We start from the raw sequence: 15,922 nt of genomic DNA, 5'->3' as shown, positions 1-15,922 counted from the left end.
GATTCCACGGTAGAGGCCTTCGAGCGGGTCAAGAAAGAGCTCGGCCCGGTACAGGTACTCGTCAATAATGCAGGCATCACTCGTGATGGCATGTTCCGCAAGATGAGCCGCGACGACTGGCGGGCGGTCATCGATACCAATCTCAACAGCCTGTTCAACGTCACCAAGCAGGTGATCGACGATATGGTTGAGCGTCAGTGGGGGCGTATCATCAACATCAGCTCCGTCAACGGACAAAAGGGTCAGTTCGGGCAGACGAACTATTCAACCGCCAAGGCGGGTATTCACGGCTTCACCATGGCGCTGGCCCAAGAGGTCGCGGGCAAGGGGGTGACTGTCAACACGGTATCACCTGGCTATATCGGTACCGACATGGTTCAATCCATTCGGCCGGATGTGCTCGAGAAGATCGTGGCTACCATTCCGGTGAAGCGTTTAGGCACGCCAGAGGAGATCGGTTCCATCGTTGCATGGCTGGCGTCGGATGACGCAGGTTTTGCGACGGGTGCTGATTTTTCCTTGAACGGCGGCTTGCACATGGGTTAAATGATGACGCGTCAAACTTCTACACCACCTTCCAGTCAACGTCTGATCAAAAAGTACCCCAACCGGCGCTTGTACGACACGCAGTCCAGCACGTACATCACGTTGGCTGACATCAAGCGGCTGGTGCTCGATAATGCGGCGTTTCAGGTCGTCGATGCCAAGAGCGGCGAAGACCTGACACGCAGCATCCTGCTGCAAATCATCCTCGAGGAAGAAACCGGCGGGGTGCCCATGTTCTCCGCCAATGCATTGGCTCAGATCATTCGCTTCTATGGCCATGCCATGCAGGGGGTCATGGGAACGTTCCTCGAGAAGAACATTCAGGTGCTCATGGACATCCAGGACCGCATGTCCGAGCAGTCGCAAGGGTTGTACCAGCAGCATTTTGGCCCCGAGGCGTGGGCGCAGCTCATGAATGTTCAAACCCCTGCATTGCAGAACATGATGAGCAACTACCTCGAACAAAGCCGCAGTCTGTTCGTGCAGATGCAAGACCAGATGCAAGACCAGACGCGCAACATGTTCGCAGGTTTTCCCTTTCCAGGGCAGGGGTCGCCCGACGAGGGCAAAAAAAAGAAATAGCTGATTCAGCGCTCCCCATCATGCGAGCGACCTCCGGATTCGGTGTATATTAATGCGAATCATTCTTCTTATCGGTCCGGAGACCTTTCATGATTCGTACGCTGTTTGCTGTGCTGGCCAGTGTGGGCCTGGCTTCTTCGGCTTTCGCCGCCGAATATCCCATTGGCCAACCACATGATCTCAATGGGCTAGAGATCGGGGCCGTCTATCTGCAACCGATCGAGATGGAACCGGCAGGCATGATGCGCCCCGCCCAGGATTCCGATATTCACCTCGAAGCAGACATCCACGCGACCGCTGACAACAAGAATGGCCTGCCTGAAGGCGCTTGGGCGCCCTACCTGAATATTCAGTACGTGTTGCAAAAGAAAGGCAGCAACAAGCTCCTGAAGGGCGATCTCATGCCCATGGTGGCTAACGATGGGCCGCATTATGGCGACAACGTCAAGCTGGAAGGCCCAGGCAAATACCAGGTCACCTTCGTGATCGGCTCCCCTGATACGGCACCTGGCAATCATTTTGGCCGCCATGTGGACAAAGAGACAGGGGTTGCTCCCTGGTTCAAGACCTTCGAGGTGAAGTACGACTTCGTCTACGCCGGCACGGGCAAGAAGGGGGGCTATTGAAATGCGAGCCTGGCTGACGCTGGCGGTGTTCCTGGCTGCAGGCTGGTTGGCCCCGGTATCGGCGGCCCGTGCCGAGATGCCGACCTATACCTTGACCTTCAAGGCGAACGGCACCTTTGAGCCTGCACGCCTGGAAGTGCCTGCCGGCCGCTTCAAAGTGGTTCTGGTGAACGAGAGTACCGAAGCGGTGGAATTCGAAAGCTTGCCGCTGCGCAAAGAAAAGGTGTTGGGGCCGGGCGTCACCTCGTTCGTCGTGCTGACCTTGTCCCGGCCCGGTGAATACCCGTTCTTCGACGATTTTCATCCGCAGGTCAAGGGCACGCTGGTGGTGCTGCCCAAACCCTGAGCCATTGGATTTTTTATGGAACAAGTTGCATTCATCGTCTGGCGCGAAAGCATCGAAGCGCTGCTGGTCGTGGGGATTCTGTACGCCTGGTTGCGTAGCTCTCCAGAGGGTCGGCGCGGCCTGCCTTGGCTTTGGGGCGGTGTGGGCGCCGGGCTTCTGTTGGCAGGCGCCCTGGCCTTGGTGCTTCTGGGGGTGGCGTCGTGGCTCAGCGATACCGGGCAGGAGTGGTTCCAGTCCCTGATGGCGTTGGCTGCGTGTGCGTTGGTGGTACAGATGGTGCTCTGGATGCGCCAGCATGGGCGCAGTTTGAAGCGCAGCCTGGAGGTAGGGGCCTCCGAACAGGTGCAGGAACAGCATTGGTGGGGGCTTCTGATCCTGGTCATGATTGCGGTGGCTCGCGAGGGTAGCGAAACCGTCGTGTTCTTGTACGGGACCGTGCTCTCTTCGCAAAACGATGGCAGCATGGCTGCCATGATCTTGGCCGGCTTGGGTGGGTTTGCCGTTGCATTGCTGAGTTTCTGGTTGCTGCAGCTGGGTGGGCGCATCATCACCTGGCGGCGGTTCTTCCGCGTGACTGAGGTCCTGCTGTTGCTGTTGGCCAGCGCATTGCTCGTATCGGCCACTGATCGGTTGATTTCCTTGGGTGTGCTTCCGGCTTTGATGGACCCTGTGTGGGATAGTTCCTGGTTGTTGGGGACTGAGCAGGGGATAGGCAAGGTATTGGCTGATTTTGCCGGGTATCGTGCCATGCCGGCGTTGTCGCAATTGCTGATTTGGCTCGCCTACTGGGGGACAGTGATTGCGCTGATGCGGCGTTCTTCTCGCAAGGCCAGCCCTGCGGTGCCTGCTCGAGACTCTGCCCGGGTGGCCGTCTGATGCCGGCCTTTTGTCGTCCAGGGGCCAAGGTCCGATGATTGCTACGCCGATTTTCCGTGCCCGGGTTGCCCGGACAGGCGATTTTCTTCGGGATCATCAGATCGCGATCCGGCGCTTGCAGTGGATGATCGTCGGGGTGTACGTGTTTCTTCTGGTGGTGCCGGCCCTGTTGCCTTTGCCGGGCCGCACCGCATCCGTTTTCAATAACCTGACCATCGTGGCTCAGTTTGCCTTCTGGGGCCTCTGGTGGCCCTTTGTGCTGATCTCGATTCCTTTGTTCGGGCGCGCCTGGTGTGGCCTTTTCTGCCCCGAAGGCGCCCTGACAGAATGGGCCAGTCGCCATGGGCGAGGTGGTGCCATCCCGCGCTGGATGCGTTGGGGGGGGTGGCCATTCGTGGCCTTTGGGCTCACCACGGTATACGGACAGCTGGTCAGCGTGTACCAATATCCTTGGGCAGTAGCTGCCGTGTTGGGGGGCTCCACCATCGCCGCCATGGTGATTGGCTACTTGTATGGCAAGAACAAGCGGGTTTGGTGCAAGTATCTGTGCCCGGTCAATGGGGTCTTCAACCTGTTGGCGAAGCTCTCGCCATGGTATTACCGCGTTGATGCCGAGGCTTGGCGCGCGCCGGTGCGCCGCACGGAATCCATCAACTGTGCGCCCCTGCTGCCGCTGCGCAACATGGAAGGGGCGGCCGAATGCCACATGTGCGGGCGCTGCAGCGATTATCGAGGGGCGATCACTCTGAGCCCACGTTCGCCCGAGGCAGAGATCGTGTACGTGTCGGGCGGTAATGCCTGGCAGACGGCACTCATCGTTTTTGGCTTGATGGGGTTGGCTGTCGGGGCCTTCCTGTGGAGTGCCAGCCCCTGGTATGTGACCATCAAGCAGGGCATTGCAACCTGGCTGGTGAATCGCGATCTGTACTGGCCGCTGGCCGACAACGCGCCCTGGTTCATTTTGACGCACTATCCTCAGGTCAACGACAGCTTCAGTTGGCTGGACGGTGCCGTGATTCTGGTGTTCATCGCGGTGACGACCTTCGTGGTGGGGGGCATCACGTTCGTGGGACTATGGCTTGCCGATCGGGTCCTGCCTGTCGTGGTGCGACCGGGCGTCCGGGATACGCGAGGGGCCTTGGTTCGCAGCCCCCTCGAAGGGGTCCACAAGCTGGCGCAAGGCCTGATCCCCGCCGCCGGGATCGGGGTGTTTCTCGGGCTCTCCGCCACGACGTTGACCCTTCTGCAGCACGAGGGCGTTCCGGTGGGCTGGGCCAATCCGGTGCGGTTCACCTTGCTGTCGCTCGCGCTGGCCTGGAGCCTGCGATTTCAATGGCGGCTGGCCGGGCTGCGCACGCTGAACTTCTGGCGGCGTAGTGCGGCCGTCGGTCTGGTGGCCGCCGGGCTGGTGCCTTTCGTTTACTGCTGGGTCTTGTTCTTTATTCGGTGGTAGTCGCAAAGAGCACGCGGACGCGCAAGCCCTTGCCATGGGAGCCTCCGTGCAGGCTCACGTGTCCTCCGCAGGCCAGTGCCGCTTCGCGCACGACGGCAAGCCCCAGGCCGGTGCCCCCGGGTTCTTGTGTATTGCCGCGATTAAAACGCTCGAAGACGCGGGCTCGTAATTCGGGAGGTATTCCGGGGCCGGAATCTTCAACCTCCATGAGCACCCCGTCGTCTTCGCGGGTCAGGGACACCATGGCCGTTCCCCCTGGTGGGGTGTAGCGGATGGCGTTATCCAGCAGATTGAACAAGATGTCCCGGACGGCCGGACGGTAGGCGAGCAGGCTGAGCTGCGGATCGGAAACGGTCAGCCCCAGTTCGATGCCGCGTCCGGCCGCCAGTGGAGCCAGTGCCTCCAGTACTTCATGGGCTAGCGGATCCAGCGCGACCATCGCTCGGGCGGATTCTGCTGCTCGCAGGTTCTCTGCCTGGGACAGGCTCAGTAGCTGGTTCACCAGCTGCGTGATTTGTTGACGGCTTTGGCCCAGCGCTTGAATGGTGCGCTTGAGCTCCTGCGAGTCGGCGAGCCTTGCTGCGTAGTGCAGCTGCGTGCTCAGCAATGCCATGGGAGTGCGCAACTGGTGCGCAGCGTCTTCGATGAATCGGCGCCTGGAGTCGATCTGCTGCTGCAGGCGTGCGCCGTATTGGTTGATCGTGTCCACAACGGGACGTAGTTCCTGGGGCAGATCGTTGAGCCGGATGGGTTGCAGGTCTGATCGTTCCCGGTTCCAGACAGCGTTTCTGAGTGCAGCCAAGGGTTTGAGTTCATGGCGCAGTCCCAGCAGCATGAGGATGAGCACCAGTACCAGGATGCTCCCTTCACGCAGCGCGTTTGGCCCCCAGCCTGTGCGTGCATCGGCCGCCAATTGGTGGCCCGTCTGGCCCACAAGAATGTGGACGGTCGTGGAGTGCCCCGAGTCGAAGAAATTGCGGCGGATAGCGAAAAGGCGGACTTCCTGGCCGTGATAACGAGCTGTCTGGGGCTCGATGCCTGCAGTGCTCTTCTGCAGGCCCGGCAGCGAGGATAAGTCGGGCCAGCCCGCCAGCAACTGCCCATCATCGGTATACACCGAAAAATAGGCTTGGTCATGATAGGGCGAGGCCAGGAGCTCCAGCGCGAAGGGCGGGACCGGGACCGAGAGCTGGTGATCGTCATTCCACTGGATGTGGGATGCGATGATCTGCGCCGACATCCAGAGCCGATGATCCTGGCGTACCTGCGCATCGTGCAGGCTGTTGAGATAGGTGACCCAGACGCTCGCAGAGAGTGCGATGGCCAGCGGCAACAGCACCCACAGCGCCAGCCGGACCCGCAGGCTGTTCATGAGGGCTGGCGCTGGGTCAGAAGGTAGCCAAGGCCCCTCAGGGTGACGATGGCGGCTTGTGAGGTTTCGAGCTTGCGGCGCAGTCGGTGCACGTAGATTTCCAGGGCGTCCTCTCCGGCCTCCGCCCCGGGCCCGAACACGCTTTGCAGCAAGCTGGTTTTGCTGAGCGTGTGCCCCTGATTCAGCAAGAGCGTTTCAAGGAGGGTGTGTTCTCGGAGGGGCAGCGAAAGCGCTTCACCGCCCAACTGAAACAGGCGTGTGTTGGTGTCGTAGCTCAGGTCGCCGCAACTCAGGCTGGGCGTCGCGCTGCCGCCATGACGCCGAATGAGCGCCTTGATGCGTGCCACCAGTTCGCGGATCTCGAATGGCTTGACCAGGTAATCGTCGGCACCTGTTTCCAGACAATCCACTTTCATGTTCAGGGAATCACTGGCCGTGATCACGATGACGGGCGTCTGGTTCTGCTGTCGCCGTAAGCGCCGAAGCACGCTTTGCCCGCTGGCGTGCGGGAGTTTGAGGTCAAGCAGTACGGCGTCGTACTGGCCCTCGTTGAGCAGGACATTGGCAGCCTCTGCATCGTGGACACAGTCCAGCGCGAAACCTTCCTGTTGGAGGACGGTCAGCAGCCATTGCGAGAGTTCAAGATTGTCTTCGACGAGCAGCAGTCTCATGCCGGGCACCTTAGCAAGCGCAGACCCGACCTGCAATCCAGGGGTTAGGGTTTTAGGGTTATTCCGGATGATTTGGCGCCGGTCGCGAAAGCTGGTTGAAAGTCTGGCGCCCGTAGCATGGAGCCGTTGTGGTGAACCAGGAGACTTTCTAATGAATGCAATTTCACATGTTTTGAAAATGACCGCTGTCGCAGCCGCCATGGCAGCCTGTTCCTTCGGGACCGCGCAAGCTCAGGACAACACCATCACGTTGATGGTGGGAGGCATCAGCAAGATCATCTACCTGCCGGCCAAGCTGACCGAGAATCTGGGCTATTTCAAGGATGAAGGGCTGAACGTCAAGCTGCTGTCCGAGCCTGCTGGCGTGAACGCGGAAAACGAAATGCTGGCAGGGGCCGTGCAAGGGGTCGTGGGATTCTACGACCACTCCATCGACCTGCAATCCAAGGGCAAGGAAGTCGAGTCCGTCGTGCAGTTTGCACAAGTGCCGGGCGAAGTCGAAATCGTGGCTACCAAACAGGCAGGCGTCATCAAGAGCCCGGCCGACTTCAAAGGCAAGACGCTGGGGGTGACGGGGCTGGGGTCGTCCACCGACTTCCTGACGCAGTACATGGCCTACAAGGCAGGCTTGAAGCACGGCGACTACACGATTCTGCCGGTGGGGGGTGGCAACACCTTCATCGCATCCATCAAGAACAACCGCATCGATGCCGGCATGACGACCGATCCGGGCGCAACGCAGCTGGTCGCCAGCGGTGACGGCAAGATTCTGGTCGACATGCGCCATCCTGAGCCGACTGCCAAGGTGCTGGGCGGCTTGTATCCTGCCGCCAGTCTGTACATGCCCAACAGCTGGGTAGCAAGCCACCATGACGACGTACAGAAGCTCGTCAATGCCTTCGTCAAGACCATGAAATACATGCAAACCCATACGGCTGCACAGATTGCCGACCAGATGCCCAAGGATTACTACGGTGGCGACAAAGCGCTCTATGTGAAGGCACTTGAGGCCTCGCTGCCTTCCTTTACTGCGGACGGCCGCATGCCCAAGGGCGGACCGGAGACCGTGCTGCAGGTCTTGTCCACCTTTAAACCGCAAGTCAAGGCGGCTCACATCGATTTGTCCAAGACTTACACCACGGCCTTTGTGGACGCAGCCAAGTAATTTCGCTTATCGGGTGATTCATGATCAATGTAACTGCTGCGCCTGCAATTGAGCTGGAGCATGTGAGCTGTCGCTTTATTGCGGGTGACGGCAAGGCGACTCTCGCCTTGCAGGATTTCAGCCTGACTGTCGAGCGCGGCAAATTCTGTGCCATTGTGGGGCCGACCGGCTGCGGCAAGTCGACCACCCTGAGTCTCATCACGGGGCTGCTCAAACCTACCACGGGTACGGTGAAGGTCATGGGTCAGCCCGTGGACGGTATCGATCCCCGGATCGGGTTCGTGTTTCAGAACGACGCCATCTTTCCGTGGCGCAACGTTGTCGACAACGTGTCTGCAGGGCCGCTGTTTCGGGGGCAAAAGCCGTCGAGGGCCCGAGAGATGGCGCTGGAGTGGCTGCGCCGCGTGGGCTTGGCAGGATTTGAGGAACACTATTCTCATCAACTGTCGGGGGGGATGCGCAAGCGCGTGTCGTTGGCGCAAACCTTTGTCAACAACCCCGAGATCCTGCTGATGGATGAACCGTTCAGTGCTCTGGACATGCAGACGCGAACGGTGATGCAGGATGAACTGCTGCAGTTGTGGGCAGAGACGGGGAGCTCGGTCGTGTTCGTGACGCACGACCTGGAGGAGGCGATTGCCCTGGCCGATCAGGTGGTCGTGCTCACGGCACGACCTGCCACCATCAACAAGATTTACGACATTGATCTGCCCCGCCCCCGGGTCATGCCCGGCGTGCGTTATGAAGAAAAATTCATCGGCTATGCGCGCTCGATCTGGGATGATCTGCGTGCCGAAGTAAAGATTGGTTGAGGAAGCCTCATGAATACTCAAACTCTGGTCGCCGATCCCGAAGATCGGCTCTCTCCGGCAGTGCGCGAATCCCTGCAAAAGGCCGAGGCCGTGGCGGCGCGTCAGATGGCGCACCGCCACCACATGGTGATGTTCTGGCGGGTTGCCATTCTTGTGCTGGTGCTGGCTGGCTGGGAATTATCGGCCACGCTGCACTGGATCGACCCTTTTTTCTATTCCAAACCTTCACTGATCGCCAAGCAGATCTGGGATTGGTCCGTGGAGGGGACATCTCAGGGACCGTTGTGGCTGCAGGTGGCCGTGACCCTCGAAGAAACGCTCATCGGGTTCTTCATCGGTGGCGTGGGCGGCATCGTCTGCGGCATTCTCCTCGGGCGCAATCAGTTCCTGGCTGACATCTTCAGCATCTATATCAAGGTGGCCAACTCCATTCCCCGAGTGGTGCTGGGCTCGGTATTCGTCATTGCCTTGGGCCTGGGCATTGCCTCCAAGGTAGCATTGGCGGTCGTGATGGTGTTCTTCGTGGTGTTTGGCAATGCCTTCCAGGGGGTGCGTGAGGCGGATCGCTACATGATCGCCAATGCGCAGATTCTGGGTGCATCCAGGCGCCAGGTGACCACGCAGGTCGTGATTCCGTCAGCCTTGAGCTGGATTCTCGCCAGCCTGCACGTGAGCTTTGGCTTCGCTTTGGTCGGTGCGGTGGTGGGTGAGTTTCTGGGCGCTCGAGTGGGGATCGGCCTGTTGATTGCCACGGCACAGGGTGCCTTCAATTCCAGCGGGGTGTTCGCTGCGATGATTGTGCTGGGGGTGGTTGCCTTCCTGGCCGATTACCTGCTCACTCGAGTCGAGGGCTGGTTGCTCAAGTGGCGGCCTGATCAGTTCGAGACCGCCTGATTACAGGTTGGGCAGTTTGCCTGGATGCGGCGCCTTCGGGCGCCGCTTGTGCACGCTGACCAGAAGCAGGCCCGCCAGGATGGCCACGCTGCCGGCTACGAAGTTGATCGTGATGGGCTCGTGCAGCAGAATCACGCCGAAGGCCACCCCGAAGAGCGGCGTCAGGAAAGAAAAGACGCCTAGCTGCCATGCCAGGTAGCGGCGCAGCAGCCAGAACCACAGCAAGAGCATGCCGAAGGCAATGCCCAAGGTCTGGAACACCATGCTGCTCCAGGCCAGCGGCGTCATGTGGATGGTCCGGAGATCCCCGAAGCCTGCAGACATGGCCAGGAGCCCGACCGCCGTGATGATGAGTTGAAACGCGGTGGGCCGCAGAGAAGGCGCCTCCGCGAGCGTGGTGAGCCTCAAGACGAGTGTGGTGGCAGCCCACGAGAGCGCTCCGAGTACTCCCAGGATGTCCCCCAGGAGAATGCGTGGAGAGAGATCCGCCGCTGGAGCCAGCGCGACCAGCATGCCGACGAAGGCGATGCCAACTCCGATCCAGTGACGGGTCTTGAGTTGTTCCCCAGGGACAAGCAGGTGTAGCCCGATTGCTGCAAAGACCGGTGCGGTATAGAGAAACACCGACATATGGGCCGCGTAGGTGTAGTTCAGCCCCATTGCGACAAAGGCGAATTCGGCTGCGTAACCCAGGCCGACCAGCAGGCCTGGGACGATCTGGCCTCGAACGATAAGCGGAATTTTCTGCCAGCGCATGACGGCCAGCACCAATACCAGAGCGAATAGTGAGCGAAAGCCTGCCTGGGCAACGGGGTTGATGGCACTGGCCACGGCCTTCATGGCGACTTGCTGCAGCCCCAATGTGACGCAGAAAACCAGCATCAGCAGGCTGGCTCGGGTGTCCAGCGGTTGACGAGGGACGGACGGAATTTTTGTCATGCCTATGCTGCTTGCAGGTTGAATCTGGCTTTGCGGGCGTAAAGCAGATAAGCTGACATTGTAGGTTCAAGACACGCATTCATTTCTCGATGGTGCTTGGCTGAGGCCGTGTCTGGTGTAGAACCTCGCGTTTTTGACGGTGCTGTGTTGTTGGGACGAACATGAACAAAAAAATTTCGTTCGAACAGAGTCCGTGGTCGTATTACGCAGACTTCGTGCTCTATCCGATCGCATTGGCCACTGGGTTGGCCGTGTTGCTGCTGGGTGTGCCGGCGCTCAATTGGTCCTTGCTTCTGGCGGCCATGATTGGGTTTCTGTGCTGGAGCCCTGTCGAATATGTGCTGCACCGTTATGTGCTGCATGGTGTGCAACCCTTCAAGCGGCTGCATCAGGAACATCACGACAGGCCCATGGCCCTCATCGGGGCGCCCACTTTACTCAGCATGCTGCTGCTGGTCGTCGTGGTGTATTGGCCGCTGTCCTTTGCGCTGGGCACTTGGCTGTCGCTTGCTGCAACGCTAGGTCTGACTTCTGGCTATTTTTTCTATCTGATCGTGCACCATGCCGTGCACCACTGGAAGGCCAGACCGGGCTCGTGGTTGGCTGCGCGCAAACGCGAGCATGCCATTCATCACATGAAAGGCGTCGAAGGCTGGTACGGGGTCACGACGCCTTTTTGGGACAAGGTGTGTTCCACCCAGCACCATGACCGATCCCACTGATCTCTTTGTGGCGGCGCGAGCAAGCGGCTGTGCTACTGCGTTCACCTCCTTGTCAGGTTCTTTACATTACGCTTGCAAATGGAGGTTTCGGCGTATGCGCCGCAACCCACTGAATTGCGCGTACCCAACAGGTCATTCGATTCATTCAAAGGAGGTTCACCATGAAAGGGAAAGCTTTCGCCGCATTTGCGCTGCCGCTGGCCATGAGCCTGGCGTTTGCAGCCTATGCTCCTGTGTCCACGGCGGCTGAAAAAACTGCCATCGTCGTCGGCGCGGACACCACGTTCCCGCCGTTCGAAACCGAAAAAGACGGCAAAGTCACGGGTTTCGACATTGACCTGATTCGCGAAATCGCGAAGGCTGAAGGGCTCACGACGAGCATCAAGACCATGCCGTTCAACGGCCTGATCCCCAGCTTGCAGGCGGGTTCCATTGATGCGGCCGTTGCCGGCATCACAATCAAGACCAGCCGGATGCAGAATGTGGACTTCAGCGACGCCTACTACAAGTCGGGCTTGTCGGTCATGGTCAAGAAAGATTCCAAGATCAAAGGCTTCGCCGATCTGAAGGGCCACGTGGTCGCTACCAAGAAGGCTACGTCGTCGGTTGATTACATGACCAGTCACGGCATTGCTCTGGACCATATCAAGCAGTTCCAGAATATCGACAGCGCATATCAGGCGCTTATGACGGGGGGTGCGGATGCGGTCGTGTTCGACAACCCCGTAAATGTGAACTTCAAGACCAGCCACGGCCAGGGCGTGAAGATCGTGGGTGACCTGCTGACGGGCGAATACTACGGCATTGCAATCACCAAGAAAGAGCCATGGCTTGCCGAAAAAATCAACGCAGGGCTTGCCAAGATCAAGAAAAATGGCGAATACAAGAAGCTCTTCGTCAAATACTTTGGTGGTGACGTCAGTGGTGCGGTAGAAGGGGTTGCCAAGCCTGCTTCTGTGGCTGTTTCCGATTAAGGAGCAGTACCGTACAGGCACGGACTCAAAGGTCAGGCCGCGCGTTACGTTCTGCGTAGCGTGCGGCTTGTCTTTTGGAGGCCACGTACCGGCGTACTTGCGAGCGCGCCACACACCGGGATTTATACATGAATGTCATCTGGGAAAATCTTCCTGTCATTCTGGACGGTCTGCGTCTGACCATCCAGTATTCGATCGTGGCGATTCTGCTCATGCTGCTGATCGGCTTGGTTGCCGCTTTGATGCGTTTGTCCAAGGTTCGTATCTTGCGGGCGATTGCCACAACCTACGTCGAGATCTTCCGTTCGACTCCTTTGCTGGTTCAGCTGTTTTTCATCGTGCTGGGCTTGCCGGCCATCTTGCCCGTGAACCAGTGGTTCGGGCAGCTTTTTTACCCCATCATGGCGGCGGCCGTAACGCTGAGCCTGAACGAGGGCGCCTACGTGACGGAGATCATCCGCGCAGGTATTCTGGCCGTGGATCGTGGCCAGAAAGAGGCGGCTGCGAGCATTGCCATGACCGGGTTTCAGACCATGCGCTACATCGTGCTGCCGCAGGCCTTCAAACGCATGATCCCGCCGCTGGTGAACCAGGCGGCGCAGACTATCAAAGACACGTCATTGCTCGCGCCTGTTGGCATCATCGAGCTGGTCTATCAGGGCGAAGTCGTCATTGCACAGACCTTTGCGTCCTTCAAGATCTGGGGGCTCATTGCCGTCCTGTATTTCATCGTGATCTTTGCCGTATCGAAGTTCTCGTCCTACCTTGAACGGAGGCTCCAAGTTGATAAGCGTTAAAAATCTGCACAAGTCGTATGGCCAGAACGAGATTCTCAAGGGCATCAGCAACCACATCGAGGAGCGCGAGGTCGTCGTGGTCATCGGGCCTTCGGGCAGTGGCAAAAGCACTTTTCTGCGGTGTTTGAATGGGCTCGAAACCGTGACCAGCGGCGAGATCATCATTGATGGCACCAACCTCACCGATCCGCACACCAACATATTCAAGCTGCGTGAGCATATTGGCATGGTGTTTCAGCAGTTCAATCTGTTCAAGCACCTCACCATTTTGGAAAATATCACCATTGGCCCGCGCAAGGTCAAGAAAATGTCGACCAGCGACAGCAACAAGGTAGCGCGTGAGCTGTTGGCCAAAGTGGGGCTGCCAGACAAAGAGACCAGCTTCCCGGATGAACTCTCGGGTGGGCAGCAACAGCGCGTGGCAATTGCCCGGGCGCTGGCCATGAAGCCCAACATCATGCTGTTCGATGAGCCAACCTCGGCTCTGGACCCCGAGATGGTGGGCGAGGTGCTTCAGGTGATGAAGACTCTGGCCAGCGAGGGGATGACCATGGTGGTGGTGACGCACGAGATGGGATTTGCGCGTGAAGTCGGGCATCGGGTGCTCTTCATGGATGGTGGCACCATCGTCGAAGAAGGCAAACCGCAGGATGTGTTCGGCAATCCCAGGATGGAGCGCACCAAGGATTTCCTCGGCAAGGTACTCTGACGCCCGGGCTGGCCAGGCCCACGGTACTGCCTGAAAGCGGCTAACATAAGCTTTTTTTCAGGGCAGGTTCATGTGTGGTTTTTCGGGCTATCTGCGGGATGGCGGTCCACGTCCGGGTGACCGCATGGCTGTCCTGCAGGCCATGGGCGAGGCGCTGCATTATCGCGGGCCCGACGACCAGGGGGTTTGGCTCGACCCGGTGGCCGACTTTGGGGTCACACACCAGCGTCTGTCCATTGCTGACCTTTCTCTGGCGGGTCATCAGCCCATGGTGTCCGAGAGTGGACGCTACGTGCTGGCGTTCAATGGCGAAATCTACAATTTTTCCGACCTGCGCCTTTTGCTGGAACAGCAGAACCCTGGGATTCTCTGGCGTGGGCATTCTGATACTGAAGTGTTGCTGGCAGCTCTGGAGCATTGGGGGCTGTCCCGCACTCTCGAAGCCTTGTCGGGCATGTTTGCCTTCGCGGTGTGGGATCGACAGGACCGCACGCTGGCGCTGGCGCGCGACCGCATGGGTGAAAAGCCCCTGTATTGGGGATGGCAAGGGGCAACCTTGCTCTTTGGATCCGAGCTGCGGGCGCTGGAGGTCCACCCCGCCTTCCTGCGCCAGGTGGATCGTGGGGCCCTGGCGCTGCTGCTGCGTTACAACTACATTCCTGAACCTCATAGCATCTATCAGGGAATCCACAAGCTGCAACCAGGCCATTTCGTCGTGGTGCGCGCGGGTGTTCACGATGCTGTGCCCGAGGCCTACTGGGATTACCGCGCCGTGATGGCCAGCGGAGCGCAGGCGCCGTTCGAGGGGTCCGATGATCAGGCGGTGGACACGCTTGAATCTTTGCTATCGGCCAGCGTGGCGGGGCAGATGGTGTCAGATGTGCCCCTGGGGGCCTTCCTCAGTGGCGGCATCGACAGCAGCACGATCGTCGCCTTGATGCAGAAGCAGTCTTTGCAGCAGGTTCACACCTATGCCATCGGTTTCGATGACAAGGCCTACGACGAGGCGTCTCACGCGCGCGCCGTGGCCGCTCATCTGGGAACTGCCCATACCGAGCTCTACGTCAGTGACCGCGATGCGTTGGCCGTGGTGCCCGATTTGCCGCGGCTCTTTTGCGAGCCATTTGCCGACAGCTCGCAGATTCCAACCTATCTTGTGAGCCGGATGGCGCGGCGCAACGTCACCGTTGCGCTCAGTGGCGATGGCGCAGACGAGCTCTTTGGGGGCTACACACATCACCGTTATTTACCCAGGCTTTGGGCGGGCCTTTCGAAGGTACCTCACTTCCTGCGGGCGGGTGCGGTGCGCATGGCGTCGCCTTTGCCCTTGCGCGGAAAGCTCGAAAAACTGCGGGGCGTGATTGATGCCTGCAGCCGTGAGGCGCTGTATTCGCGTACCCGCAGCTTCTGGAACGATCCGGCTGCCGTCGTTTTGGGGGCGACCGAGCCCGATTCCCTGCTGCGCAGCCAGTCGCTGGACCCGACATCATGGCGCTTCGTGTCAGAGTATGCGGCGTGGGTCATGGCCATGGAGGCGTTGGAATACATGCCGGGCGACGTGCTGGCCAAGGTCGACAGGGCTGCCATGGCCAACAGTCTGGAGACTCGCGCACCGTTTCTCGATCGTTCGGTGGTCGAGTTTGCCGCGCGGCTGCCGTTGTCGCTCAAACTGCGAGATGGGCAGGGTAAATGGGTAGTCCGCCAGCTTCTGTATCGGCATGTGCCGCAGCCGCTGGTCGATCGTCCCAAGAAGGGCTTTTCAGTGCCGCTGGCAGCCTGGCTGAGGGGACCCTTGCGAGGCTGGGCTGAAGAATTGCTGTCCGAACCACGGTTGCGTACAGAAGGTTATTTTGATTCAGAGGTGATTCGCCATGTCTGGCGAGAACATCTGGCCGGCCGTGCCAACCATGCAATGCGCCTCTGGAGTGTGTTGATGTTCCAGGCCTGGCAATCAGGCAAGAGCATAGGGTGAGTGTGTTCGTATGAGCAAGAGCGTACGTTGGGTGGTGCGTGTGGCGGGGGTAGTGCTGGCAGGCGGTCTGACAGGGTGCGCCGCGGTAGGTGCAGGCCAGCTGGTCCAGGCCGGGTACGATGCTGCGAAGACTTCGCTGAGTGCCCCCATGAGCAGCGCCCAGGCTCAGCATGCCCGTGAGGTCATGAACTCTATTACGGTCGGTCAGGAGGCAGCGCCCATCGTGGCTTCCATGGGGGTGCCGCCCAAGGAAAAATCCGGCAATCTGCAGGGTTTCGTGTGCTATCAGTATGCGGGTGTGTACTCCGCGACTGAAGATGCCGTCATCATGGTCAAGGACGGCAAGGTCGTGTTCTACGGAAGCTCCACCTGCAAGTCTGAAATGCAGGCGATCAATTTTGCGGCCGGCGGGAAATATGCCACGCCTGCCGAAGCCGATCCCGCTGCCTCAAAATGAATACCGCGT

Annotated in this window: 18 protein-coding genes; 15 read left to right on the top strand and 3 right to left on the bottom strand. The window is 59.4% G+C overall.

Going from position 1 to position 15,922, the window contains the following annotated elements:
• The 6 genes from phbB to VF285_RS00460 form a co-directional block, all read left to right on the top strand.
• Positions 1-546 (top strand): acetoacetyl-CoA reductase (phbB, locus tag VF285_RS00485; RefSeq protein WP_346950644.1); only part of this gene is annotated, 546 nt, incomplete at its 5' end.
• Positions 547-549: 3 nt separating this feature from the next.
• Positions 550-1,128, top strand: a complete 579-nt coding sequence (gene phaR / locus VF285_RS00480; protein ID WP_346950651.1) for a polyhydroxyalkanoate synthesis repressor PhaR — start codon at positions 550-552, stop codon at positions 1,126-1,128.
• A gap of 89 nt (positions 1,129-1,217) precedes the next feature.
• Complete coding sequence (locus tag VF285_RS00475) at positions 1,218-1,754, top strand: iron transporter (RefSeq protein WP_346950643.1); 537 nt, start codon at positions 1,218-1,220, stop codon at positions 1,752-1,754.
• Position 1,755: 1 nt separating this feature from the next.
• Positions 1,756-2,100, top strand: a complete 345-nt coding sequence (locus VF285_RS00470) for a cupredoxin domain-containing protein (RefSeq protein ID WP_346950642.1) — start codon at positions 1,756-1,758, stop codon at positions 2,098-2,100.
• Positions 2,101-2,115: 15 nt separating this feature from the next.
• Positions 2,116-2,976 (top strand): FTR1 family iron permease, encoded by an 861-nt coding sequence (locus VF285_RS00465; protein WP_346950641.1) that lies wholly within the window; start codon positions 2,116-2,118, stop codon positions 2,974-2,976.
• Positions 2,977-3,013: 37 nt separating this feature from the next.
• A complete protein-coding gene (locus tag VF285_RS00460; RefSeq protein WP_346950650.1) occupies positions 3,014-4,429 on the top strand; it encodes a 4Fe-4S binding protein in 1,416 nt (471 codons plus the stop codon).
• Here the strand turns inward: VF285_RS00460 and VF285_RS00455 are convergent.
• Positions 4,416-5,801, bottom strand: coding sequence for a sensor histidine kinase (locus VF285_RS00455; protein ID WP_346950640.1), 1,386 nt, complete (start codon positions 5,799-5,801; stop codon positions 4,416-4,418). The two genes, VF285_RS00460 and VF285_RS00455, sit on opposite strands and share 14 nt — an antisense overlap.
• Complete coding sequence (locus VF285_RS00450; protein ID WP_346950639.1) at positions 5,798-6,472, bottom strand: response regulator transcription factor; 675 nt, start codon at positions 6,470-6,472, stop codon at positions 5,798-5,800. Before VF285_RS00450 ends, VF285_RS00455 begins: the two co-directional genes overlap by 4 nt.
• Before the next feature lie 151 nt (positions 6,473-6,623).
• Here VF285_RS00450 and VF285_RS00445 point away from each other — a divergent pair, with 151 nt between their 5' ends.
• The 3 genes from VF285_RS00445 to VF285_RS00435 all read left to right on the top strand — a co-directional run bounded on the left by VF285_RS00445 (position 6,624) and on the right by VF285_RS00435 (position 9,343).
• Positions 6,624-7,637, top strand: a complete 1,014-nt coding sequence (locus tag VF285_RS00445; RefSeq protein WP_414648026.1) for an ABC transporter substrate-binding protein — start codon at positions 6,624-6,626, stop codon at positions 7,635-7,637.
• A gap of 20 nt (positions 7,638-7,657) precedes the next feature.
• Positions 7,658-8,449, top strand: a complete 792-nt coding sequence (locus tag VF285_RS00440) for an ABC transporter ATP-binding protein (protein WP_346950638.1) — start codon at positions 7,658-7,660, stop codon at positions 8,447-8,449.
• A gap of 105 nt (positions 8,450-8,554) precedes the next feature.
• Positions 8,555-9,343, top strand: a complete 789-nt coding sequence (locus VF285_RS00435) for an ABC transporter permease (protein ID WP_414648028.1) — start codon at positions 8,555-8,557, stop codon at positions 9,341-9,343.
• On the opposite strand, the gene VF285_RS00430 is transcribed toward VF285_RS00435, so the two are convergent.
• Positions 9,344-10,282 carry a DMT family transporter gene (locus VF285_RS00430; protein ID WP_346950636.1) on the bottom strand — a complete coding sequence of 313 codons (939 nt, stop codon included), beginning with the start codon at positions 10,280-10,282 and terminating at the stop codon, positions 9,344-9,346.
• Between the two features lie 161 nt (positions 10,283-10,443).
• On the opposite strand from VF285_RS00430, the gene VF285_RS00425 reads away from it, so the two are divergent.
• The 6 genes from VF285_RS00425 to VF285_RS00400 all read left to right on the top strand — a co-directional run bounded on the left by VF285_RS00425 (position 10,444) and on the right by VF285_RS00400 (position 15,913).
• A complete protein-coding gene (locus tag VF285_RS00425; RefSeq protein WP_346950635.1) occupies positions 10,444-11,004 on the top strand; it encodes a sterol desaturase family protein in 561 nt (186 codons plus the stop codon).
• A 161-nt stretch (positions 11,005-11,165) separates the two neighbouring features.
• A complete protein-coding gene (locus tag VF285_RS00420) occupies positions 11,166-11,978 on the top strand; it encodes a transporter substrate-binding domain-containing protein (protein WP_346950634.1) in 813 nt (270 codons plus the stop codon).
• A gap of 128 nt (positions 11,979-12,106) precedes the next feature.
• Entirely contained in the window at positions 12,107-12,775 is a 669-nt protein-coding gene (locus tag VF285_RS00415; RefSeq protein WP_346950633.1) for an amino acid ABC transporter permease, read from the top strand.
• The gene (locus VF285_RS00410) at positions 12,762-13,484 is read left to right on the top strand and encodes an amino acid ABC transporter ATP-binding protein (RefSeq protein ID WP_346950632.1); all 723 of its coding nucleotides are present in this window, start codon (positions 12,762-12,764) and stop codon (positions 13,482-13,484) included. Before VF285_RS00415 ends, VF285_RS00410 begins: the two co-directional genes overlap by 14 nt.
• Positions 13,485-13,554: 70 nt before the next feature.
• Entirely contained in the window at positions 13,555-15,456 is a 1,902-nt protein-coding gene (gene asnB, locus VF285_RS00405; protein WP_346950631.1) for an asparagine synthase (glutamine-hydrolyzing), read from the top strand.
• 10 nt (positions 15,457-15,466) lie between these two features.
• A complete protein-coding gene (locus tag VF285_RS00400; RefSeq protein WP_346950630.1) occupies positions 15,467-15,913 on the top strand; it encodes a hypothetical protein in 447 nt (148 codons plus the stop codon).
• Positions 15,914-15,922 lie beyond the last annotated feature (9 nt).

Source organism: Castellaniella sp., from assembly GCF_036379515.1.
Taxonomy (GTDB): domain Bacteria; phylum Pseudomonadota; class Gammaproteobacteria; order Burkholderiales; family Burkholderiaceae_B; genus Castellaniella.
The sequence above is the reverse complement of the archived record's forward strand: the minus strand, read 5'-3'. Positions and strand labels throughout refer to the sequence as shown.